The organism is Methylobacterium adhaesivum, assembly GCF_022179065.1.
GTDB lineage: Bacteria > Pseudomonadota > Alphaproteobacteria > Rhizobiales > Beijerinckiaceae > Methylobacterium > Methylobacterium adhaesivum.
On sequence record NZ_BPQD01000003.1, the window covers coordinates 341,100 to 362,068 of the forward strand.

Annotated in this window: 20 protein-coding genes; 12 read left to right on the forward strand and 8 right to left on the reverse strand. The window is 69.0% G+C overall.

Annotated elements, in window-relative coordinates; all coding sequences use genetic code 11:
- Positions 1 to 93: 93 nt before the first annotated feature.
- The 4 genes from atpA to MFF01_RS05365 form a co-directional block, all read right to left on the reverse strand.
- Positions 94 to 1,623 carry a F0F1 ATP synthase subunit alpha gene (atpA, locus tag MFF01_RS05350; RefSeq protein ID WP_238222685.1) on the reverse strand — a complete coding sequence of 510 codons (1,530 nt, stop codon included), beginning with the start codon at positions 1,621 to 1,623 and terminating at the stop codon, positions 94 to 96.
- Positions 1,624 to 1,692: 69 nt separating this feature from the next.
- Positions 1,693 to 2,265: a F0F1 ATP synthase subunit delta gene (locus tag MFF01_RS05355; RefSeq protein ID WP_238222687.1), complete on the reverse strand. Its 573-nt coding sequence runs from the start codon at positions 2,263 to 2,265 to the stop codon at positions 1,693 to 1,695.
- 308 nt (positions 2,266 to 2,573) lie between these two features.
- Complete coding sequence (locus MFF01_RS05360; protein WP_238223091.1) at positions 2,574 to 3,254, reverse strand: DsbA family protein; 681 nt, start codon at positions 3,252 to 3,254, stop codon at positions 2,574 to 2,576.
- Between the two features lie 100 nt (positions 3,255 to 3,354).
- On the reverse strand, positions 3,355 to 3,984 hold the full coding sequence (locus MFF01_RS05365; protein ID WP_238222689.1) for a 2-hydroxychromene-2-carboxylate isomerase: 630 nt from the start codon (positions 3,982 to 3,984) through the stop codon (positions 3,355 to 3,357).
- Between the two features lie 242 nt (positions 3,985 to 4,226).
- On the opposite strand from MFF01_RS05365, the gene MFF01_RS05370 reads away from it, so the two are divergent.
- A complete protein-coding gene (locus MFF01_RS05370) occupies positions 4,227 to 5,468 on the forward strand; it encodes an argininosuccinate synthase (protein WP_238222691.1) in 1,242 nt (413 codons plus the stop codon).
- Between the two features lie 51 nt (positions 5,469 to 5,519).
- Here the strand turns inward: MFF01_RS05370 and MFF01_RS05375 are convergent, their stop codons facing one another.
- Positions 5,520 to 6,089 (reverse strand): hypothetical protein, encoded by a 570-nt coding sequence (locus tag MFF01_RS05375; protein WP_238222693.1) that lies wholly within the window; start codon positions 6,087 to 6,089, stop codon positions 5,520 to 5,522.
- 146 nt (positions 6,090 to 6,235) lie between these two features.
- On the reverse strand, positions 6,236 to 6,835 hold the full coding sequence (mtgA, locus tag MFF01_RS05380; RefSeq protein WP_238223093.1) for a monofunctional biosynthetic peptidoglycan transglycosylase: 600 nt from the start codon (positions 6,833 to 6,835) through the stop codon (positions 6,236 to 6,238).
- 199 nt (positions 6,836 to 7,034) lie between these two features.
- Here mtgA and MFF01_RS05385 point away from each other — a divergent pair, with 199 nt between their 5' ends.
- From MFF01_RS05385 to MFF01_RS05415, 7 genes are all read left to right on the forward strand, one after another.
- Positions 7,035 to 7,997: a polyprenyl synthetase family protein gene (locus MFF01_RS05385; RefSeq protein WP_238222695.1), complete on the forward strand. Its 963-nt coding sequence runs from the start codon at positions 7,035 to 7,037 to the stop codon at positions 7,995 to 7,997.
- A 70-nt stretch (positions 7,998 to 8,067) separates the two neighbouring features.
- Positions 8,068 to 9,174, forward strand: coding sequence for a 3-isopropylmalate dehydrogenase (gene leuB / locus MFF01_RS05390; protein ID WP_238222697.1), 1,107 nt, complete (start codon positions 8,068 to 8,070; stop codon positions 9,172 to 9,174).
- Positions 9,175 to 9,280: 106 nt separating this feature from the next.
- Positions 9,281 to 10,453 carry a transglycosylase SLT domain-containing protein gene (locus MFF01_RS05395; protein ID WP_238222699.1) on the forward strand — a complete coding sequence of 391 codons (1,173 nt, stop codon included), beginning with the start codon at positions 9,281 to 9,283 and terminating at the stop codon, positions 10,451 to 10,453.
- 228 nt (positions 10,454 to 10,681) lie between these two features.
- Positions 10,682 to 11,215 carry a response regulator gene (locus MFF01_RS05400; RefSeq protein WP_238223095.1) on the forward strand — a complete coding sequence of 178 codons (534 nt, stop codon included), beginning with the start codon at positions 10,682 to 10,684 and terminating at the stop codon, positions 11,213 to 11,215.
- Positions 11,216 to 11,337: 122 nt separating this feature from the next.
- The gene (locus MFF01_RS05405; RefSeq protein ID WP_238222700.1) at positions 11,338 to 12,258 is read left to right on the forward strand and encodes a transglutaminase family protein; all 921 of its coding nucleotides are present in this window, start codon (positions 11,338 to 11,340) and stop codon (positions 12,256 to 12,258) included.
- A gap of 84 nt (positions 12,259 to 12,342) precedes the next feature.
- Entirely contained in the window at positions 12,343 to 13,149 is an 807-nt protein-coding gene (locus tag MFF01_RS05410; RefSeq protein ID WP_238222702.1) for a transglutaminase-like domain-containing protein, read from the forward strand.
- A gap of 105 nt (positions 13,150 to 13,254) precedes the next feature.
- Positions 13,255 to 13,938: a L,D-transpeptidase gene (locus MFF01_RS05415; protein ID WP_238222704.1), complete on the forward strand. Its 684-nt coding sequence runs from the start codon at positions 13,255 to 13,257 to the stop codon at positions 13,936 to 13,938.
- Between the two features lie 123 nt (positions 13,939 to 14,061).
- Here the strand turns inward: MFF01_RS05415 and MFF01_RS05420 are convergent, their stop codons facing one another.
- The gene (locus MFF01_RS05420) at positions 14,062 to 14,424 is read right to left on the reverse strand and encodes a hypothetical protein (protein ID WP_238222706.1); all 363 of its coding nucleotides are present in this window, start codon (positions 14,422 to 14,424) and stop codon (positions 14,062 to 14,064) included.
- 218 nt (positions 14,425 to 14,642) lie between these two features.
- Positions 14,643 to 15,134 carry a phasin gene (locus MFF01_RS05425; protein WP_238222708.1) on the reverse strand — a complete coding sequence of 164 codons (492 nt, stop codon included), beginning with the start codon at positions 15,132 to 15,134 and terminating at the stop codon, positions 14,643 to 14,645.
- A 336-nt stretch (positions 15,135 to 15,470) separates the two neighbouring features.
- Between MFF01_RS05425 and MFF01_RS05430 the strand changes: the two genes are divergently transcribed.
- The 4 genes from MFF01_RS05430 to MFF01_RS05445 all read left to right on the forward strand — a co-directional run bounded on the left by MFF01_RS05430 (position 15,471) and on the right by MFF01_RS05445 (position 20,951).
- Positions 15,471 to 18,038 (forward strand): PAS domain-containing sensor histidine kinase, encoded by a 2,568-nt coding sequence (locus MFF01_RS05430; protein ID WP_238222710.1) that lies wholly within the window; start codon positions 15,471 to 15,473, stop codon positions 18,036 to 18,038.
- 89 nt (positions 18,039 to 18,127) lie between these two features.
- On the forward strand, positions 18,128 to 18,412 hold the full coding sequence (locus MFF01_RS05435; RefSeq protein ID WP_238222712.1) for a hypothetical protein: 285 nt from the start codon (positions 18,128 to 18,130) through the stop codon (positions 18,410 to 18,412).
- 152 nt (positions 18,413 to 18,564) lie between these two features.
- A complete protein-coding gene (gene acs, locus MFF01_RS05440) occupies positions 18,565 to 20,514 on the forward strand; it encodes an acetate--CoA ligase (protein WP_238222714.1) in 1,950 nt (649 codons plus the stop codon).
- A 128-nt stretch (positions 20,515 to 20,642) separates the two neighbouring features.
- On the forward strand, positions 20,643 to 20,951 hold the full coding sequence (locus MFF01_RS05445; RefSeq protein WP_056092703.1) for a DUF485 domain-containing protein: 309 nt from the start codon (positions 20,643 to 20,645) through the stop codon (positions 20,949 to 20,951).
- Positions 20,952 to 20,969 lie beyond the last annotated feature (18 nt).

Here is a 20,969-nt window from a genome sequence, read left to right on the forward strand (position 1 = left end):
CTACGGCTCGGGAGGGGGCGCCCGGCCTTCCGGGCGCCTCACTGACTGGGGCCGGTCCCCGTGGGACCGGCCAGGGCTCGGTCAGGTCGGGGCTTAGGCCAGCGACTTGGCCACGCCCTCGACGACGCCCTTCAGCGTCTTGGCGCTGTCGTCCGACAGGTCCTTCGAGTCGCGGATCTTGGTGAGCAGATCGGCGTGCTTCGTGCGCAGGGTCGAGAGCAGGGCGTCCTCGAACGGACGGACCTTCGAGACCGGCAGGTTGTCGAGGTAGCCGTTCACGCCGGCATAGATCACCGCGACCTGCTCTTCCATCTTCAGCGGCGAGAACTGCGGCTGCTTCAGGAGTTCGGTGAGACGCGAGCCCCGGTTCAGGAGCTTCTGGGTCGAGGCGTCGAGATCCGAGCCGAACTGCGCGAAGGCGGCCATCTCGCGATACTGGGCGAGCTCGCCCTTGATCTTGCCGGCGACCTTTTTCATGGCCTTCGTCTGGGCCGAGGAGCCCACGCGGGAGACCGAGAGGCCGACGTTCACCGCCGGGCGGATGCCCTGGTAGAACAGGTCGGTCTCGAGGAAGATCTGGCCGTCGGTGATCGAGATCACGTTGGTGGGGATGTAGGCCGAGACGTCGTTGGCCTGGGTCTCGATGACCGGCAGGGCGGTCAGCGAGCCGTTGCCGGCGGCGTCGCCCATCTTGGCGGCGCGCTCGAGGAGACGCGAGTGCAGGTAGAACACGTCGCCGGGATAGGCCTCGCGGCCCGGCGGGCGGCGCAGGAGCAGGGACATCTGGCGGTAGGCCACGGCCTGCTTCGAGAGATCGTCGTATACGATCACGGCGTGCATGCCGTTGTCGCGGAAGTACTCGCCCATGGCGCAGCCGGCGAAGGGCGCGATGAACTGCATCGGCGCGGCGTCGGAGGCCGTGGCGGCGATGACGATGGAGTATTCGAGCGCGCCGTTGTCCTCGAGGGACTTCACGAACTGCGCAACGGTGGAGCGCTTCTGGCCGATGGCGACGTAGACGCAGTAGAGCTTGGCGTTCTCGTCGGTGCCCGCATGGGCCGGCTTCTGGTTGAGGATCGTGTCGAGGGCGATGGCGGTCTTGCCGGTCTGGCGATCGCCGATGATGAGCTCGCGCTGGCCGCGACCGACGGGGATCAGGGCGTCGATGGCCTTGAGGCCCGTGGCCATCGGCTCATGGACCGACTTGCGCGGTATGATGCCCGGCGCCTTCACGTCGACGCGGCGACGCTCGGTGGTGGCGATGGGGCCCTTGCCGTCGATGGGGTTGCCGAGCGCGTCGACGACGCGGCCGAGCAGCGCCTTGCCGACGGGGACGTCCACGATGGCGCCCGTGCGCTTGACGGTCTGGCCTTCCTTGATGTCGCGATCCGACCCGAAGATCACGATGCCGACGTTGTCCTGCTCGAGGTTGAGGGCCATGCCGCGCACGCCCGACTCGAACTCGACCATCTCGCCGGCCTGGACGCTGTCGAGACCGTAGGCGCGGGCGATGCCGTCACCGACGGACAGAACCTGACCCACCTCGGTGACTTCGGCTTCCTGGCCGAAATTCTTGATCTGATCCTTCAGGATCGCGGAGATCTCGGCGGCGCGGATGTCCATCGTCGGGCCTCTTGTCGTTGATTGAATGAATGGGTCTGGGAACGGGAAGGGTCGGGCCTGTGAAGGCCCTTACCGGGCTTCCCGCATGGCAAGGCGAATACCGTTGAGCTTGGTCCGCAGGGACGCGTCGACCATGCGGCTGCCGATCTTGACCACGAGGCCGCCGATCAGGCTGGGGTCGATCCGTAGATCAAGGTCGATCTCGGAGCGTGCGACGTCGCGCAGGCTGGCCTTGATCTCCTCGACGACGGCGTCGGACGGCCGCTCGGCGACGGTGACCTCGGCGCGCACGATGCCCCGCGACACCTGCACGAGGCTGCGGAAGGAGCGGATCATGTCCGGCAGGGCGAACAGGCGGCGATTGGCGGCGGCGAGGCGGATGAAGTTCGCGCCGAGCCCGCCGATGCCGGCTTTCTCCAGCAGGGCGCCGATGGCGGCTTCCTGCTCGGCGCCCGAGAAGACGGGGCTGCGCACGAAGCGACGCAGATCGGCGCTCTCCTTCAGCAGCGCGTCGAACTGATCGAGGCTCGCCGCGACACCATCGATATCGCGCTCGTCGCGCGCCAGTTCGAACAGGGCCGACGCGTAACGCGCCGCCACGCCTGCAACCGGAGAACCCGCCTCGGAACCGTTCTGCGCCACGCGCCGCTCTCTCTTCAATCCGGCCCTAGGGTTCCGGCCGCCGCGTACCGCTGGAGCGGCGAGGCTTCGGGAACCGTCAGGATTGGGAACTGCCGGTCTGCGCGGGCCACATGAAAACCCGCCCTTCCGGCGCGGCGAGGGCCTAGCATGCGGGTTCTGGGGGCGCAAGACGATGGGCCGCGCCGGTACGGGACAGGCGATCGGCGCACGGGACGGCCGGCCGAGCCACCCGCCGGGCGTTGTGCGGTGCGGCAGAATCCGGAGCACGATCCGGTCGCGCCAAACGGTGGCGAAGGTGAGGCGGAGCCTCAGCAGGCGATGCGATCGCAGCGCCGCATGGCGGCGATCATCCGGGCGAGGGATTTCGCACCCGGATGGCCGAGGAGGCCGGTGTTGCCCAGAACGTAGGACGGCGTGGCGGCCAGCCCGAGATCGGCGGCCATCCGCATCTGGGCCTTGAGGGCGAGGCGGACTTCCTCGCTGTCGCCGATGGTCTCGAGTTCGGCCGCGGGCACGCCGAGCTTGGCCGCGGCCTTCAGGGCGCCGGTTCCGTCGATGGAACCGCGTCCGGCGAGAAGCGTGCCGTAGAGGCTCCACGCGGCGGCCGAGCCGAGCTTGCGCTGCACGGCCAGCGCGACCTTGGCCGCCTGGGCCGATTGCGGTGATAGGATCGGATTGTTGATGAGGCCGATCCGCAGGGTGGGGTCGCTCCCGGCGAGGGACACCATGTCGGCGGCCGCCTTGCGGCAGTACGGGCAATTGTAGTCGAAGAACTCGTACAGGGTCGTCTCGGCCTCGGCCGGCCCGACATAGGTGATGCCCTTCAGGGCCGGAATCTCGCCGACGATCTCGCCGGGCAGGCGCATGTTGGCGACGGGGCGGCCCTCGTCGCTCTCGACCTTCCAGGTCTGGCCGTAGCCCTGAGCGAGGGCCCGGCCGGTGAGGCCGATCCCCAGGACGGAGAGGAAGTGCCGGCGGTCGAAGCGCATGGGATAGGGCCCGAAAAGCGAGTGCAAGGTCGGGCAGGCTCTTAAGCGTGTTGCGCCCGGGTGACCATCGGCTGGCGCGCGCGTGACAGGGGAAGTCCCCCTACTCGCGCATGGCGCCGGGTCGGTCGCCGACGGCCCAGGCGAGGGCCTGTTCCAGGCGGTCGTTGCCCCAGAACAGCTCGCCGTCCCCCGTGAGGAAGGTCGGCGCCCCGAAGATGCCGCGCGAGCGCGCCTCCTCGCCGTTGACGCGCAGGCGCCCCTTGTTCGTCTCGGCCGCCGCCTGCTTCAGGATGATGGTGCCGTCGAGGCCGAGGCCGTTGAGGATCGCGACCACGGCCGCGGGCTCGGCGATGGATTGTCCCCGGGCGAATTCCGCCTCGTAGACCGCTTTCGAGAACGGCACGAGCCAGTCGTGATCCATCCCGTAGGTCGCCGCCCGCGTGGCGCTGAGGCTGTTCTGGGGAAACGGATTGGGGCGCGTCACCGGCGGCAGTCCGAGGCGCGCGGCCTCGCGCTCGACGTCGCGCCACATGTGCCGGCCCTTGGCCGGATAGAGGTTGAACGGCGATGAATTCCACCCCTGCGCGGCGAAGATCGGGCCGACGAGGAACGGGCGCCAGCGCAGCTCGACTTCGGCGGCCTCGGCCAGCGCCTCGATCCGCATGGCAGCGAGGTAGGAATAGGTGGAGGCGAACTCATACCAGAATTCGAGGGTCGGCCGGCGCGGCATACGTCGAAACTCCGGATTGTGTGAGAGAGCCATTTTCGCCGCCCGGGCCCCCAGGGGCAAGGTCGCCGACAAGGTTACCGGGCGATGACCTTCGCCCCTGGGATGAGCGGGGACAAGGCCGCCGGCTGCCGTAACGACATGAGGCGAACGCATCCGGCGGCACGGCGGTTGCACGGCCCATCGCTCCGCTGTTAAGCCGCCGCCAGACGCCCGCCCCCCATGGCCGAACCCGAGCGAGTCCGATGCCCGACGCGAACCCGAAGCCCGTCAACAAGGTCGTGCTCGCCTATTCGGGCGGCCTCGACACCTCGATCATCCTGAAGTGGCTGCAGACCACCTATGGCTGCGAGGTGGTCACGTTCACGGCCGATCTCGGCCAGGGCGAGGAACTGGAGCCGGCCCGCAAGAAGGCCGAACTCCTCGGCATCAAGCCGGAGAACATCTTCATCGAGGATCTCCGCGAGGAATTCGTGCGCGACTACGTGTTCCCGATGTTCCGGGCCAACGCCGTCTACGAAGGCGTCTATCTGCTCGGCACCTCCATCGCCCGGCCGCTCATCGCCAAGAAGCAGATCGAGATCGCCGAGCGCCTCGGGGCCGACGCCGTCTGTCACGGCGCCACGGGCAAGGGCAACGACCAGGTGCGGTTCGAACTCGGCTACTATGCCCTCAAGCCCGACGTCACGGTGATCGCTCCGTGGCGCGAATGGGACCTGAAGAGCCGCGAGCAGCTCATCGCCTTCGCCGAACAGCACCAGATCCCCATCGCCAAGGACAAGCGCGGCGAGAGCCCGTTCTCCGTCGACGCCAACCTCCTGCACGCCTCCTCCGAGGGCAAGGTGCTCGAGGACCCCGCCGACGAGGTGCCGGACTACGTGTTCTCGCGCACGATCTCGCCCGAGCAGGCCCCCGACACGCCGACCATCATCACCATCGGGTTCGAGAAGGGCGACGCCGTCTCCATCGACGGCGAGACGCTGTCTCCCGCGACCCTGCTCGCGAAACTGAACCAGCTTGGCCACGACAACGGCATCGGCCGCCTCGACCTGGTGGAAAACCGCTTCGTCGGCATGAAGAGCCGCGGCATGTACGAGACGCCCGGCGGCACCATCCTTTTGCCGGCCCACCGCGCCATCGAGTCGATCACCCTGGATCGCGGCGCGGCGCACCTCAAGGATCAGATCATGCCGCAATACGCGGAGCTGATCTACAACGGCTTCTGGTTCAGCCCCGAGCGCGAGATGCTCCAGGCCCTCATCGACAAGAGCCAGGAGATGGTCACCGGCGAGGTCCGGCTGAAGCTCTACAAGGGCGGCGTCCACGTCATCGGCCGCACCAGTCCAAACTCCCTCTACGATCAGGACCTCGTCACCTTCGAGGAGGGTGCCGTCGCCTACGACCACCGCGACGCGGCGGGCTTCATCAAGCTCAACGCCCTGCGCCTGCGCACCCTGGCCCAGCGCAAGAAGAAGCTCGGCGCCTGAGCGACCGTTCTCCCCTCCCCCCGCGGGGGGAGGGTCTTTGGGGCTTTGTCGTCAGGCCGCGACCCAGCCGTCCGCACCGCGCCGGAACAGGCCCGGCCCGAGGTCGGCGTACCGCAGGAAGATCTGCAGGGCCGGCTGCATCTCGTGGTGCAGGGCCGGCGGCTCGGAGGCCGTGCCGTAAGGGCGGGCCGGATCGATGGCCGGCACGTCGCGGGCCTCGTCCCAGATCACCGCTAGGGACCGGATCAGGGCGATGTGCTCGGCGCCGACGTCGAAGGTGACGTGCTCGGGGGTCGCGCCCGTCGCCTCGTCGCGGAACACGTCGCCGACATCGCCCGCATCGAGCTTGGCCAGGGTGTTGTGGTAAGCGTAGCGGCCCGGCTTCAGGACCGCGCTCGTGCAGAACACCGCCAGTGCGTCGCCGAGCGCCCGGTGTTCCTCGTCCGCGCCCTCGTCGTCCCCCGTGACGTTGAAGATGTCGCCGTCCCGGTCGGTGCTGCCGTAGGGCGCGTCCGGATGCACGATGGGCGCGCCGACCCCGTCGCGGTTCCAGGCCACCACCATCCGGCGGATCAGCGCGATGCGCTCGAGGGTGAGTTCGAAGGTGTTCGCGTCGGCCAACGTGGTATCCGCCCCTGATGCGGCCCGTCCGGGCCGGGTCCCCGGTCTCGATCGGCTCTATGACACGACTTTTCCCCCGGCGACATGGGGAGCGCCGGGCCGGAACTTCGCCCCGAAAGCCGGAGGCTACCTTTCGCAGCGATGCGCTAGCGCTTCACGCAGCCCATCAGGCCGGCCACCCCATTCATCCGGGTTTGGATCCGGGCCGCCGCCGCCCGCACGCCGCGCGACGGCAGGGCCGGGTTGCGCAGGATCGGGTTGGGCAGCACGGCGGCGAGCAGTGCCGCCTCCCCCCGCGTCAGGTCGCGGGCGGGTTTGCCGAACCAGCGCCGCGCAGCGGCCTCGGCCCCGAACACCCCCTCGCCCCACTCGGCGACGTTGAGGTAGACCTCCATCATCCGGCGTTTGCCCCACAGGGCGTCGGCGGCCATCGCCAGGGGGATCTCCAGGCCCTTGCGCAGGACGGAGCGGCCTGGCCACAGGAAGACGTTCTTCACCGTTTGCATCGAGATCGTCGAGGCGCCCCGGCTCGGGCCGTCCTCGTCGTCGACGACTTCGCGCAGGGCGCCCCAATCGACGCCGTCATGCAGGCAGAAGCGCTGATCCTCCGAGGCGATCACCGCCTGGACGAGGTGGGGCGAGATCGCCGCCAGGGGGACGGCTTGGCGGTCCACGGGCTTCAGGGTCGCCCATCGCCCGAGCATCAGGGTTGAGGGCGGGGGCACTGCGCTATAGACGAGCGCCATGACGAGCAGCACACCAAAGGCGAGGGCCGGCAGCAGCAGGACGAGTCCGACGATCCGGCGCGGGCGCCAGCCCCGTGTCGATCCGGGCGCCGTCTGCGTCGACCTGCGGCGCAGGGGCCGCTCGGCGCTCTCCGCTCCCTCCCGAATCTGATCCTCCTCCGCTCGCCGCACGCTCACCCTTCCGAAGGCCCGCCCGACCATGACGTCAACGCAAGGATCCCACGCTTCGGTCAAGGCGGATGCCCCGGTCGACGCGTTTACCCACAGGCTTGCCACGGTGGCCGACGCCGTCGAGGCCTGGCTCGCCGAGCGTCTCACCCCCGAGACGCAGGCCGGCGAGATCACCCGGCCGGTGCGCCTGATGGAGGCCATGCGCCACGCGGTGCTCGGCGGCGGCAAGCGCCTGCGTCCGTTCCTCGCCGTGGAGACGGCTCGGATGCTCGGCGGGCCCGAGGCCGGGGCGCTCGCCGCCGGATCGGCCATCGAGCTCGTGCACTGCTATTCCCTCGTCCACGACGACATGCCGGCCATGGACGATGATGACCTGCGCCGGGGCAAGCCCACCGTCCACAAGGCCTACGACGAGGCCACCGCCATCCTGGTCGGCGACGCGCTTCAGACCCTGGCCTTCGAGGTTCTGGCCGACGCGACCTGGCAGCCGGACGCCGCGATCCGGGCCGACCTCGTGCTCGGCCTCGCCAAGGCCTCGGGCCTCGGCGGCATGGTCGGCGGCCAGCTCCTCGACCTCGGGGCGGAGGGGCGCTTCGGCCCGGTGTCGCTCACCGTCGACGACACCCTCCAGCTTCAGGCCATGAAGACCGGCGCGATCCTCGCCTTCTCGGTGGAGGCCGGCGCCATCGTGGGCGGCGCGAGCCCCGACGAGCGCCGCGCGCTCCTGCGCTACGGCCACGCCCTCGGCCAGGCCTTCCAGATCGCCGACGACATCCTCGACCGCGAAGCCTCAGCGGAAGCCATGGGCAAGGCCACCGGCAAGGACAAGGACGCCGGCAAGGCCACCCTCGTCGACCGCCTCGGCCTCGACGGGGCGCGAGCCGAGTGCGACCGTCTGGTGGGCGTCTGCGAAGACGCCGTATCAGCTTGGGGCGACAAGGCGCAGATTCTTCGCGATGCGGCGCGGTTCACCGTGGCGCGCAAGGTATGACGCGCCGGCAAGCCCGGCCGCACCGTAGATCGAACCGCGTCCATCGGGACGAATGAAGCGAGTTGACCCCATGACCCCCTACAAGCTCCTCCTCCTGCCCGGCGACGGCATCGGCCCCGAGGTGATGGGTCAGGTCGAGAAGGTGATCGGCTTCCTCGCACAGGCCGGCATCGCTACGTTCGAGACCGAGCACGATCTCGTCGGCGGCAGTGCCATCGACGCCCACGGCGTGCCCCTGACCGACGCCGCCCTGGCCCGGGCGGACGCCGCCGACGCTGTACTCCTCGGGGCCGTCGGCGGTCCGAAATGGGCCGATGTCGCCTACGAGATCCGGCCCGAGGCGGGCCTGCTGCGCCTGCGTAAGGACCTCGGCCTGTTCGCGAACCTGCGCCCGGCCATCTGCTATCCGGCGCTTGCCGACGCCTCCGCCCTCAAGCGCGAGCTCGTCGAAGGCCTCGACATCATGATCGTGCGCGAGCTCACGGGCGGCGTCTATTTCGGCGAGCCCAAGGAGATCACCACCCTGCCCGACGGCACGAAGCGGGCCGTCGACACCCAGGTCTACACCACGGGCGAGATCGAGCGCATCGCCCACGTCGCCTTCGATCTCGCGCGCAAGCGCTCGGGCCGCGTCGCCTCGGCCGAGAAGCACAACGTGATGAAGTCCGGCGTCCTGTGGAAGGAGGTCGTGACCCGCGTCCATGCCGAGTACACGGACGTGGCCCTGGAGCATGTGCTCGCCGACAACTGCGCCATGCAGCTCGTGCGTCGTCCAAAACAGTACGACGTCCTCGTCACCGACAATCTGTTCGGCGACGTGCTCTCCGACGTGGCGGCCATGCTCACGGGGTCGCTGGGCATGTTGCCGTCGGCGTCGCTCGGCGCCGTCGACGCCAAGGGCTCGCGCAAGGCCCTCTACGAGCCGGTGCACGGCTCGGCCCCCGACATCGCCGGGCGTGATTTCGCCAACCCGCTGGCCATGATCGGGTCGCTGGCCATGGCCCTGCGCTACTCGTTCGGCCTCGGCGAGGCGGCCAACCTCCTCGATGGCGCCATCACGGATGCCCTGGCGAACGGTGCCCGCACCCGGGACATCGCCGCCGAGGGAACGCAGGCGTTGGGCACCGCCGGCATGGGCGATGCCGTCGTGGCCGCCCTCAAGGCCCGAATCGGCTGAGGAAAACCCCGGTGCCACGGCTTCGCCACAAGCGAAGCCGTGTTGTCGCCACATCTGTCAAGATAATCTGTCCCCGTAGTTACCAGCGGCGGGAAGAACAGAGCACATGCAGGGTCGCACGGTCGGATCGCCACGGACTGCCCTCGCCAAAGGTCCCGTCAAGGGTCCCCTCCGCGGGCGGTCCACCGCCGGCACACCGTCGCCAACCTCCGATGCCCTCACCCTCGGTGGCCGCGTCGGCCGCGAGCACGGCAGCCGCAATGCGCTGATCCGCTCCGTCCTGTCCGTGTCGCTGCTCGCCGGTGGCCTGAGCGCCGTGCTCCTCAAAGGCGTCGGGCCGAGCGAGGCGAGCCTCGGCGGTGTCGTGCAAGCGGCCCAGGCGATGACCGCCGTGGCGATGCCCCGCCCCCGCGTGCAGAGCGCCCCGCCGGCCATCCTCGGTACGCCCGCCGGCGTCCTCACCGCCTCGGCGGCCTTCGCGCCCATCCACGACCTCGACACCGAACTCGGCTCGAACGCCGTCGACCGGGTCTCCTACGACTTCCTCATCACCGAGAGTGCCGTCGGCGATCCCAACGACATCCTCGAATTCGGGCCGATGAAGATCCGCCGCCACCTCGTGCAGAAGATCGTCCGCGCCGCCCAGGCGGTGCAGACCGATCCGGTGCTGCTCATGGCGGTGGCCGACAAGGAGTCGAGCTTCAAGACGGAGGTGCAGGCCCAGACCTCCTCCGCCACGGGTCTGTTCCAGTTCATCGAGCGGACCTGGCTCGGGGTCGTGCGCGATTTCGGCCCGAAATACGGCTTGACGCAGGACGCCGCCCTCGTGGTGACGGGCGACAATGGGCGACCCGTCGTCAACGACCCGGCCGAGCGAACCCGTATCCTCGAACTGCGCCGCGACCCCTACCTCTCCGCCCTCATGGCCGGCGAGATGCTCAAGCGCGACGCCGCCCGCATCGCCCTGCGCATCGGCCGCGACCTGTCGCTGGGAGAAATCTACCTCGCCCACTTCCTCGGGCCCGACGACGCCGAGGCGTTTCTCGCCACCGTCGTCGACAAGCCCAAGGCCGCCGCCGCGCAGATGCTGCCGGGGCCGGCGCGTGCCAACAAGACGATTTTCTTCGCCGCCCAGCGCGGGCGCCGCAAGGCGACGAGCCTCTCCGTGGCGCAGGTCCACGAGAAGTTCGAGGCGATGATGAGCGCCCGGGGCGCCCGCTACCGCGACGTCCGGTCGGTCGCCGGAATCATGGCCTACGCGGACGCCTCCGTCGACTGATCCCCACGATCGCCCGGCGCGACGTCACGGATTTCTCGACAAACCGGTTTCTCCGGCAACTCCGCGCGTCGTCCCGGCTTTTACGTGTGTGCGTCCGACCCCCGGCGCACCGCGACACACGAACGTCGGAGGCTTCCCTTGGCCGACCCCGAGGCCGATCCCAACGGCACCCCGCCCCGCAGCCGCCGCGATGGCCATGGCGGTCCCGCCGATACCCTGACTCCGAGTCTGTCCCTCGACCGGATCGGGCAGGCCCTCGCCTCGTTCTACGACGACCTGATCGCCGAAGGCGTGCCCGAGCACCTCGCCGCCCTCGTCCGACAGGTGCGGGCGCCCGAACACGCTCCGCGTGCCGCCGCGCCTGCCGCATTATCCGCCAAATCCGGCAAGTTCGCCCTCGTCGTCGAGGACGAGGCCACGGTCCGCGCCATGGCTGAAGCTCTCCTCGAGGAAACGGAGCTCGGCGTGCTCGGCTGCGACAGCGCCGAGGCCGCCATCGAGATCATGCGCCAGCGGGGCGGCGACGTCGCCCTGGTCTTCGCCGACGTGCATCTGGCCGGCGTGATGGACGGGGTCCAGCTCGCCTCCGCCATCGCCCTGCTGTGGCCGACGACCCGCCTCGTCGTCACCTCCGGCCAGCGCGCCGAACGCCCGAGCGCCCTGGCCCCCCAGGCGGTGTTCATCCCCAAGCCCTGGCGACCCCTGGACCTCCTCGGCGAGGTGGAGCGGGCCCGCGTCGCACCGCAGCCCCTCCTGCCGTAAGCACGCGCGGGCTTTTCGAGGCCCGTGACCTCACTCTTTTCGGCGTCTGCGGCCTCGCTTGGGCGCACCTCTTGCATTAACCGGAGCCGAGACCGCGCCGGCCGGCGCGGCGGAGCCGATCCGTGCCGATCCTGTCCGTCCGCCACGTCACGACCTACCGCTACCGTCAGCCCGTTGCCTTCGGTGAGCACCGGATCATGTTCCGGCCGCGCGACAGCTACGACCAGCGCCTCATCGAGGCCCGCCTGACGATCACGCCCGAGCCCGTCACGCTGCGCTGGCTGCACGACGTGTTCGGCAATTGCGTCGCCGTGGCCACCTTCCAGGGACGGGCGTCCACCCTCGTGTTCGACTGCGCTATCACCCTCGAGCACACGCCCGAATCGGCGCCGGACTTTCCCCTGGCACCGCACGCGGCGTTCTATCCCTTCGGCTACGGCGCCGACGACATCGCCGATCTCAGCCGATCCATGGAGCGTCAGCATCCCGATCCGCGCAATGAGGTCGATGCCTGGGCTCGCAGCTTCATCCCTCCGACCGGACGGATCGCGACCCAGGACCTTCTCGCCGAGATGACCCGCAGCGTCCGGCGCAATTTTGCCTACCTCGCCCGCTCGGAGAAGGGCGTACAGGACCCTGTCACAACCCTGCGGCTCAAGCGCGGCAGCTGCCGCGACTTCGCGGTGCTGATGATCGAGGCCGTGCGGGCGCTCGGCATGGCCGCCCGATTCGTCTCCGGCTACCTCTACAACCCGCGCGGCGATCGTGAGCGCCATGTCGGCGGCGGCTCCACCCATGCCTGGGTCCAGGTCTACCTGCCGGGCGCCGGATGGATCGAGTTCGATCCGACCAACGGCATCGTCGGCAACCGCGACCTCATCCGTGTCGCCGTCGCCCGCGATCCGCGCCAGGCGGTGCCGCTCCACGGCTCCTTCTTCGGCTTCCCCGCGGACGACCTCGGTATGATCGTCAGCGTCGCCGTCGACGAGATCGAACCGAACGGCCTCGACGCACGGGGGCCGAATGCCACACCGGCGCGTTGACGGTCCGATTACTGCATTCGCAGTCCTTTCCCCCGGATTTTGTCCGGGACACGGCTTTTCATTTTCACAGATCGGGTGAGCGTCATGAAGATCAGGACTGGGTTCGACATCGCCTTCGAATCGGTTCAGCCGACCCCCATGATCCTGGCCCTGAGCGTGCATCCCTCGCGGATGCCCGACCTGCTGACGCCGCACACGATCGCCTTCGATCCGCCGATCCCGTCGCAGGAGTACCGCGACGTGTTCGACAACGTCCTCACGCGAATCGTAACGCCGCCGGGGCGGCTCACCATCTCGGCCGATTTCGTGGTCCAAGATTCCGGCCAGCCCGACGTCTACGCCCCCCATGCCCAGCAGATCGAGGTGCAGAATCTCCCGTCGGACGTGCTCGTCTACCTCCTCGGCAGCCGCTATTGCGACACCGACAAGTTATCCGAGACGGCGTGGTCCCTGTTCGGTGGGACTCCTATGGGTTGGGGCCGGGTGCAGGCGATCGTCGACTACGTCCACGACCGCATCCGCTTCGACTACATGTGCGCCGACGCCACGCGCACGGCATGGGACGGATTCATGCAGCGTCAGGGCGTGTGCCGCGATTTCGCGCATCTCGCCGTCGCCTTCTGCCGCTGCATGAACATTCCGGCGCGCTACTGCACGGGTTACCTCGGGGATATCGGTATTCCCCCCGTACCGGATCCGATGGACTTCTCCGCTTGGTTCGAGGTCTATCTCGACGGAGGCTGGTACACGTTCGACGCGCGCCACAACACGCCGCGCATCGGCCGCATCGTCATGGCCCGAGGCCGCGACGCCACCGACGTGGCGATCACCACGAACTTCGGTTACGCGCACCTCGCCCGCTTCGACGTACACACGGATGAGGTCTTCTGAGGAATGCTCGGCCAGCGCGAAGGCGAAATCTTTCGCGCCAATGGAACCGGCTACCTACGCTTACGCTTGTATAGCAAAGGTTACGCTCCAGGTAAGGCATCCACGATGAAGACCTTGGCATCCACCCTCGCGGGCATTCTCGGCGTCTGTGTTCTCGCAAGCAGCCCGACGCTGGCAGCTCCCTATGATCCCTTCGGTAGCGAGGCCGGAGAGGACTATTACTCCGATCCGGCCTACGGCCAGACCGGAACCAGCCCCTACGGCTACCAGGGTAGCTACGGCGGCCAGGGCGCTTACCAGGGCACCGTCGGCCAGGGCGTGCAGGCCGCGCCCCAGGCTCAGGTCGCCCCGATCCCGCGCGAGATCGTCGCCTTCCGTGGTGACTACAAGCCCGGCACCATCGTGGTCTCGACCTCCGAGCGCCGGCTCTATTTCGTGCTGCCGGGCGGCGAGGCGATCCGCTACGGCGTCGGCGTCGGCCGCCCCGGCTTCACGTGGTCGGGCACCAAGACCGTGACGGCGAAGAAGGAATGGCCGTCGTGGACCCCGCCGGCCGCCATGATTGCCCGTCGTCCTGATCTGCCGCGCTACATGGCCGGCGGCGTCGAGAACCCCCTCGGGGCGCGGGCCATGTACATCGGCAACACCGAGTACCGCATCCACGGCTCTAACGAGCCGGACACCATCGGCCAGGCCGTGTCCTCGGGTTGCATCCGCATGACCAACGACGATGTCACCGATCTCTATGAGCGGGTCCGGGTCGGCGCCAAGGTCGTCGTCCTGAACTGAGCGAGCGCGAGCAACGGGGTCTCGGCGGAATTTGTCCCGAGGCCCGTTGCCCGAGCGCCGAACGAAAAGAGCCGCCCCTTCGGCCGAGGGGGCGGCTCTTTTGCGATCACGGTGGAGTGTCCGTTAAGGCACCACCCTGCCGACGGCGGTCTGCGGCCCGCTGAAGGACGCGATGGGCATGTTGCAGAAGCAGCGGACCCCAAGGGGGCGCGGCCCCGGCAGCGGGCAGGAATACGGCTTGTAGCCCGTCAGGCCGGACTGGACCGCGTCACAGTTGAAGCCCGTCGCGACCCGGCGCGGGGCCGGGCGTTCATAGGGCTCGTCGTAGATGCGGCGCGGCGGCGGCGGCGGTCCCCGGTCGTCGTAGTAGCGGCGCGGCGGCGGCCGGTCGTAGCCATCGTCGTAATATTGCGCGCTGGCAGTTTGAGTCCCGAGCGCGGCGGCAAGTGCCGCGACCATCACGCTGATTCGGTAGGCAGGTCGCATTCGATTACGCGCTCCTCGATCCATCCGGTCCGCCACGGGCGGAAGGTCCGCCCCTGGCGAGATGTCCGGGCGGGGCGCAACCGTTAAGGCATCGCCGCGCGAAGGGGAATCCGGTTTCGGCCGGCGTGGGGCGAAAGCGGCGTCTCGAACAAAAGCGGCCCGCCCCGCTGGAGCGGGACGGGCCGTTCGGCATCGCCGTTGGTTCGGAGAACCGTGGCTCAGTTGTTGGAGGCGTTGCGCAGGGCCTGCTCGGTCTCGGCGCCGGCCTTGCGTGCGGCCTCGGCCCCCTGCTCCATGGCCTTGCGGGCATGCTCGGCCGATTCCTGCATGACGCCCTTGGCCTTCTCGGCGCTCTGCTGCATCGCCGTCTGGGCGAGGCCGCCGAACTCCTTGGCCTGCGCCTGGATCGCCGCGAACTGGCTGCGGACGAACTCGGCCTGATGCTGCATGGCCTCCTGGAGGTCACGCGAGCGGACGAGCTTCTGCGCGAGGTCGAACGCCGCGGTCACGTTCTGCTCGGCGAACTCAAAGCCACGGGCGGACACGTCCTGCGCGCTCGTGCGGGCGGTCTCGGCCGAACCGTGAACGGTGTCGGCGGTGCGGCGGGCCGCGCTGATGAAGGAGTCGAACGCCTTGCGTGCCTGATCGACGCTCTTCTCGGCGAAATCACGCATCTCGGCGGGAACTTCGTAATTCGGGGTGCTGGTCATTATCCTCTCCTCATCGACGGCTTGTTGATTCGCTCATTGTGCAGTGCACAATATCACATCGTCCGCCCTATGCCACCCTCGGTCGGCGCATTAAGATTGACAACAGGTAAACGCGTGGCGCCAACGATTAGTGTCCCCTCTCCGGCCCGCTTGAGGCTAAGTGTCGTTCACGAACCGTCTACTGCAAAGTCCGCCTGTGTGGCGAGGGCTGAGGGCGGCCGGCCGTTTCGTGGAGCACTCCGAGGGGGAGCGCTTCTTCCATAAGCTCGCCGTGTGAACTGGGTGCGAATGTTCGAGAACGGGGTCGAAGGGCCTGTCCCGGGTGACGATGGTGTGTTGGCGGCGCTGGTGGCCGGCCTGAGCGACGATCCGCGCTTCGGGCCGCTCCTGCGCGGGCCCGATGCCGTCCTGCTCATCTTCGACGAGGCCGGCACGCATCTCCTCCATGCTTCGCGGGCGGCCGCCCCCGTGGCCCGCGCCGTCGCGGGTGCGAATGGCCAGGTGTTGCCGACGCTTAGGCTCGGCGCGCAGGTTCGGGCCGCGGCCCAGCCCAGCCTCGCCCGCATCCGGTTCGACGGGCGGGGCCTCGCCACACCCACCACCTGCCTCGTGGCGCGCCGCGCCCTCGCCGACGGCCGCGGCGTCCTCGTCCTCGTGCCGACGGAGCCGGTCCCCCGCCTGCGCCCCGCTGTGGTCGCTCCGTCCGAAGCCGGTGCCGCCGCATTCGGTCCGACGATCGTGTCGGACGCGTTCGATGCGGCGTCGGTGTTCGAGCCCGGCGGCAACCCGCGCTTCACCTGGGCCACGGATGGCGCGGGCACCCTGGTGCGGGTCGACGGTCCGGCCGGGGCACTCCTGCGCGGAACGATCCTCGGCCGCTCCTGGTCCGCCCTGTCGCGGGCGGGCATCGCCCGCGACGCGGACGGGCTCCTCACCGTTCTCGACGCGCACCGCACGTTCCGGGCGATCCCCCTTTGCATCGGTCTTGCCGCCTCGGCGCGGCTCGTCGACCTCGACCTCTCGGGCGCCCCCCTCGCCCGGGCCGGACAGGCGCCCTGCGGCTTCGCCGGCTTCGGCATCGTCCGACGCATCGAAACCGAAACCGTCACTGAATCCAGAAGCGACGCGGAGCCCGTTGCGGCGTCCTCCCCCGAACCCGTGGCATCCGAGGCCATCGGACCGCCGCTCCCCCTGGATCCGGTGCCGGAAGCGTCGCCCGTCCTCGCCGAGGAGCCCGCGTCGCAGCCGTCCCTCACGGTTCACGAGCACGCGGCCTTCCGCGAGATCGCCCGTGCCCTCGGGGCACGCTTCGCCGGCGACGAATCCGACGCGACGCCGGAGGAGGAGTCCGCCGGGCCGGGTGGGGCCGTGATGCCGTTTCCCGGCGCCGCGCTCCCGGCTCCGGAGCCGGCGGCACCGAACGCCGCCGTGATCGCCACCCTGGAGCGGATGCCCACCGGAATCCTCGTCTATCGGGACGACGAGGTGCTTTTCGCCAACTGCCTCCTCCTCGATCTCGCCGGCTTTTCCGATCTTACCGCCCTCGTGGCGGCCGGGGGCATCGCCCACCTGTTCCGTGGCCTGCCCCCCCACGAGCGGCCGGCGGAGGCGTCCACGATCCTCACGGGTCGGGACGGCGGCCATCGGGGCGTCGATCTCCAGCGGTCGGCCATCGATTGGTGCGGGCGTCCGGCCGAGCTTCTGCTGGCGCGCGACGCTGTGGCGGACGAACCGGCCCGCACGGCGGAGCGGATGGCGCAGGATTTCGCCGCCCACCGCGCGCACGAGGCCCTCGGTATCCTCGACGCCCTCGACGACGGCCTCGTGACCCTCGACGAAAGCGCCCGCATCCTCGGGCTCAACCGGCGCGCGGCGAGTTTGTTCGGCACCGACCCCCGCGAGGTGGTGGGCGAGAGCATCCTCGGCCTGTTCGCCCTCGAGAGCGCCGTCGACGTCCTGGCCGCGACCCACGGCGTTCCGGAATCCGGTGCCGCGACCGCCGACGAGGCGCGCCTCGTGATCGGGCGCGGGCCCGACGGCCCCCTCCCCCTCCGGCTCACCGTTCGCGCCGTCGCCGGTACGGCCGAGACCCGGTTCTGCGCGATCCTGCGCACCGCGTCGGACCCGGAGGCGCGGCCCGGCGACGGCCTGCGGACCTCCCATTCGGAGGCCCTGCGCATCGCCGAGATGGCGAGCATGCGCAAATCCGAATTCCTCGCCCAGGTCAGCCACGCCATCCGCACGCCGATGAGCGGCATCCTCGGTTTCGCCGATCTCATGCTGACCGAGCCTTTCGGCGCCCTGGGAAGCGAGCGCTACCGGACCTACCTCGGCGATATCCGGCAATCCGGCACCGAGATCCTGAGCCTCGTCGACGATCTCATCGACCTCGCGCGGATCGAAGCCGGGCGCCTCGATCTCGCTTTCACGGAAGTTCCCTTGAACGACATTGTCTCGCGCTGCGTCGCCCAGATGCAGCCCGAGGCCGCCCGCGAGCGCATCGTCGTGCGCACGAGCTTCTCCACCGATCTCGCGCCCCTCGTCGCCGACGAACCCTCCCTGCGCCAGGCGGCGCTGACCGTCATCGCCAACGCGATCCGCTTCACCGAGGCCGGCGGGCAGGTCATCGTCTCCACCACCATGGCCGACCGGGGCGAGGTTGCCCTGAGGGTGCGCGACACCGGCATCGGCCTGACGCCCGACGAGATCGATACCCTGCTGGAGCCGTACCACGCGGCGCCGGTGCTCGGTCCGCGCCCGGGCGGCGGCACCGGCCTCGGGATGCCCATCACCAAAGCCCTGGTGGAAGCCAATCACGGTGAGTTCCGCATCACCAGCCGGAAGGACGAGGGTACCCTGGTCGAGATGCTGTTCCCGCCCGCCCAGGCCAGTCGCCGCGCCTGAGGCGACACCTGGAGACGGCGGCGTCGACGACGGGTATCGGCACAGAACCTCCGGTCAACTCATGCGTTGGCGGAATTTGGGAGGCCACCATGTCCCCGACCATCACGCCCCGCACCGCTGCGGGCCGCCTTCTGCTTCTCCCCAGCCTTCTCGTTTTGTGCGGCGCCTCCGCCCTGGCTCAGGAGCCGGGTGCCGCACCCATGAAGAACCTCGAATCCGCGCGTGAGTTTCGCAACATCACCGCCACGGGGGTGACCAAGCCGCCGGGCCGCGCCCAGGGCGGCGACCGACTGCGGGAATCCGACGAGCCGACCCGCAAGGAGCGCACCCTGGACCGCCGGATCGGGTCCGGAATCTGCACCGGCTGCAACTAGGCGCCGTGATGCAACCATCTTCGTTGCAACCGTCCAGAAGTATAGTGTTCCGGGCGCTTGCGGTGGATATCTCCTTGCGCTTAAGAAGGTTTTAGGAAGCCCCGGCTGCGCGGATCATCGCGATACGATCGGGCACCGCAAGGGAACACGCCATGGACGAGAAGGTGGTGGAAGTCCGCGCCGAGTGGGCTGAGGGCGCCCACGTCGACGACGCCAAGTATCTGGCGATGTACAAGGCTTCCGTCGACGATCCCGCTGCGTTCTGGGGCGAGCACGGCAAGCGGATCGACTGGTCCACGCCCTACAGCACGGTGAAGGACACCAGCTTCGCCCCCGGCAACATCTCGATCAAGTGGTTCGAGGACGGGCGCACCAACGTCGCCTACAACTGCATCGACCGTCACCTGGAGACCCGTGGCGATCAGGTCGCCATCATCTGGGAAGGTGACGATCCGACGGAATCCAAGCACATTACCTACCGTCAGCTTCATGCCGAAGTCTGCCGGATGGCGAACGTGCTGCGCAATCGCGGCGTCTCGAAGGGCGACCGGGTCACCCTCTACCTGCCGATGATCCCCGAGGCCGCCTACGCCATGCTCGCCTGCGCGCGGCTCGGGGCGATCCATTCCATCGTGTTCGGCGGCTTCTCGCCCGATTCTCTGGCCGGCCGCATCGAGGGCTGCGCCTCCAAGCTCATCATCACGGCCGACGAGGGCCTGCGCGGCGGTCGCAAGGTGCCGCTCAAGGCCAATGTCGACGCCGCCATCGCGCGCCTCGGCAAGGACGCCGTCGATCACGTCGTCGTGGTGCGCCGCACGGGCTCCGAGGTCGCCATGGAGGCGGGCCGCGACGTCTACTACGACGAGGCCGCCGCCCAGGTCACCGACGAGTGTCCGGCGGAGGCCGTGGAGGCAGAGCACCCCCTCTTCATCCTCTATACGTCCGGCTCGACGGGCCAGCCGAAGGGTGTGGTCCACACCACCGGCGGATACCTCGTCTACGCGTCGATGACGCATCAGTACGTGTTCGATTACCGCGAGGGCGAGGTCTACTGGTGCACCGCCGATGTCGGCTGGGTCACGGGCCACAGTTACATCGTCTACGGGCCACTCGCCAACGGCGCCACGACCCTGATGTTCGAGGGCATCCCGACCTATCCGTCGAACTCCCGTTTCTGGGACGTGGTCGACAAGCACAAGGTCAACATCTTCTACACGGCGCCGACCGCCATCCGCTCGCTCATGGGCGGCGGCGAGGCGCCGGTGAAGCGCACCTCGCGGTCCTCCCTGCGCGTCCTCGGTTCCGTCGGCGAGCCGATCAACCCGGAAGCCTGGGACTGGTACTTCAAGGTGGTGGGCGATTCCCGCTGCCCCATCGTCGACACCTGGTGGCAGACGGAGACCGGTGGCATCCTCATCACCCCCCTTCCGGGCGCCACGAAGCTCAAGCCCGGCTCGGCCACCCGCCCGTTCTTCGGCGTCCAGCCGATGATCGTCGATGCCGAGGGCAAGACCCTGGAGGGGCCGTGCGAAGGCAACCTGTGCATCAAGGATTCCTGGCCCGGCCAGATGCGCACGGTCTACGGCGATCACGAGCGGTTCGAGCAGACCTACTTCTCGACCTATCCGGGCACCTACTTCACCGGTGACGGCTGCCGCCGCGATGCCGACGGGTATTATTGGATCACCGGCCGCGTCGACGACGTCATCAACGTGTCGGGTCACCGTATGGGCACGGCGGAGGTGGAATCCTCCCTCGTCGCTCACCCCAAGGTGTCGGAGGCGGCCGTGGTTGGCTATCCGCACTCCATGAAGGGACAGGGCATCTACGCCTACGTCACCCTCATGGAAGGCGAGGAGGGCTCGGACACCCTGCGCAAGGAACTCGTGGCCTGGGTCCGCAAGGATATCGGCCCGATCGCGTCCCCGGACCTGATCCAGTTCGCGCCCGGCCTGCCCAAGACCCGCTCCGGCAAGATCATGCGCCGCATCCTGCGCAAGATCGCGGAGGACGAGTTCTCGTCGCTCGGCGACACCTCGACGCTCGCCGAGCCGGCCGTCGTCGACGATCTGATCGAGAATCGCCAGAACCGGACCCACTGAACGCGGCCGGACGGCGGAGAAGGCGGGCGTCCCCTCGACGCTCGCCGAACCACCCACTCGCGAGACCATCATCAACATCGGAGTCAGGTGTCCTGGAGAAGGGGCCGGCTCACGGGGAGAGTTGCGCCATGTCTGATCCAGTGACTGCGCGGATCGCGCAGAATCCGCGGTTCAAGGAACTCGTGCACGAACGCACGCGCTTCGGTTGGATCCTCACCGGCGCCATGCTGGTGGTCTATTTCGGCTTCATCGGCCTCATCGCCTTCGACAAGGCGCTCCTCGCCACCAAGGTCGGGAGCGCGACCACCTCGCTGGGGCTCATCCTCGGCGTCGCCGTGATCGTCTTCGCCTTCATCCTCACGGGCATCTACGTCCAGCGCGCCAACGGCCGCTTCGACGCCCTGACGGCCGAACTCAACCGGGACCTTGCCCGATGAGCCGCTTCAACAATCCCC

What these genes read in the sequence shown, in the direction of transcription:
- MFF01_RS05365 (WP_238222689.1), bottom strand. Translation starts at nt 3,984, where the DNA reads ATGCCGCGCCGGCCGACCCTCGAATTCTGGTATGAGTTCGCCTCCACC.
- mtgA (WP_238223093.1), bottom strand. Translation starts at nt 6,835, where the DNA reads ATGGCGCTCGTCTATAGCGCAGTGCCCCCGCCCTCAACCCTGATGCTC.
- MFF01_RS05360 (WP_238223091.1), bottom strand. Translation starts at nt 3,254, where the DNA reads ATGCGCTTCGACCGCCGGCACTTCCTCTCCGTCCTGGGGATCGGCCTC.
- MFF01_RS05395 (WP_238222699.1), top strand. Translation starts at nt 9,281, where the DNA reads ATGCAGGGTCGCACGGTCGGATCGCCACGGACTGCCCTCGCCAAAGGT.
- MFF01_RS05370 (WP_238222691.1), top strand. Translation starts at nt 4,227, where the DNA reads ATGCCCGACGCGAACCCGAAGCCCGTCAACAAGGTCGTGCTCGCCTAT.
- MFF01_RS05425 (WP_238222708.1), bottom strand. Translation starts at nt 15,134, where the DNA reads ATGACCAGCACCCCGAATTACGAAGTTCCCGCCGAGATGCGTGATTTC.
- leuB (WP_238222697.1), top strand. Translation starts at nt 8,068, where the DNA reads ATGACCCCCTACAAGCTCCTCCTCCTGCCCGGCGACGGCATCGGCCCC.
- MFF01_RS05415 (WP_238222704.1), top strand. Translation starts at nt 13,255, where the DNA reads ATGAAGACCTTGGCATCCACCCTCGCGGGCATTCTCGGCGTCTGTGTT.
- MFF01_RS05435 (WP_238222712.1), top strand. Translation starts at nt 18,128, where the DNA reads ATGTCCCCGACCATCACGCCCCGCACCGCTGCGGGCCGCCTTCTGCTT.
- atpA (WP_238222685.1), bottom strand. Translation starts at nt 1,623, where the DNA reads ATGGACATCCGCGCCGCCGAGATCTCCGCGATCCTGAAGGATCAGATC.
- MFF01_RS05445 (WP_056092703.1), top strand. Translation starts at nt 20,643, where the DNA reads ATGTCTGATCCAGTGACTGCGCGGATCGCGCAGAATCCGCGGTTCAAG.
- MFF01_RS05420 (WP_238222706.1), bottom strand. Translation starts at nt 14,424, where the DNA reads ATGCGACCTGCCTACCGAATCAGCGTGATGGTCGCGGCACTTGCCGCC.
- acs (WP_238222714.1), top strand. Translation starts at nt 18,565, where the DNA reads ATGGACGAGAAGGTGGTGGAAGTCCGCGCCGAGTGGGCTGAGGGCGCC.
- MFF01_RS05385 (WP_238222695.1), top strand. Translation starts at nt 7,035, where the DNA reads ATGACGTCAACGCAAGGATCCCACGCTTCGGTCAAGGCGGATGCCCCG.
- MFF01_RS05410 (WP_238222702.1), top strand. Translation starts at nt 12,343, where the DNA reads ATGAAGATCAGGACTGGGTTCGACATCGCCTTCGAATCGGTTCAGCCG.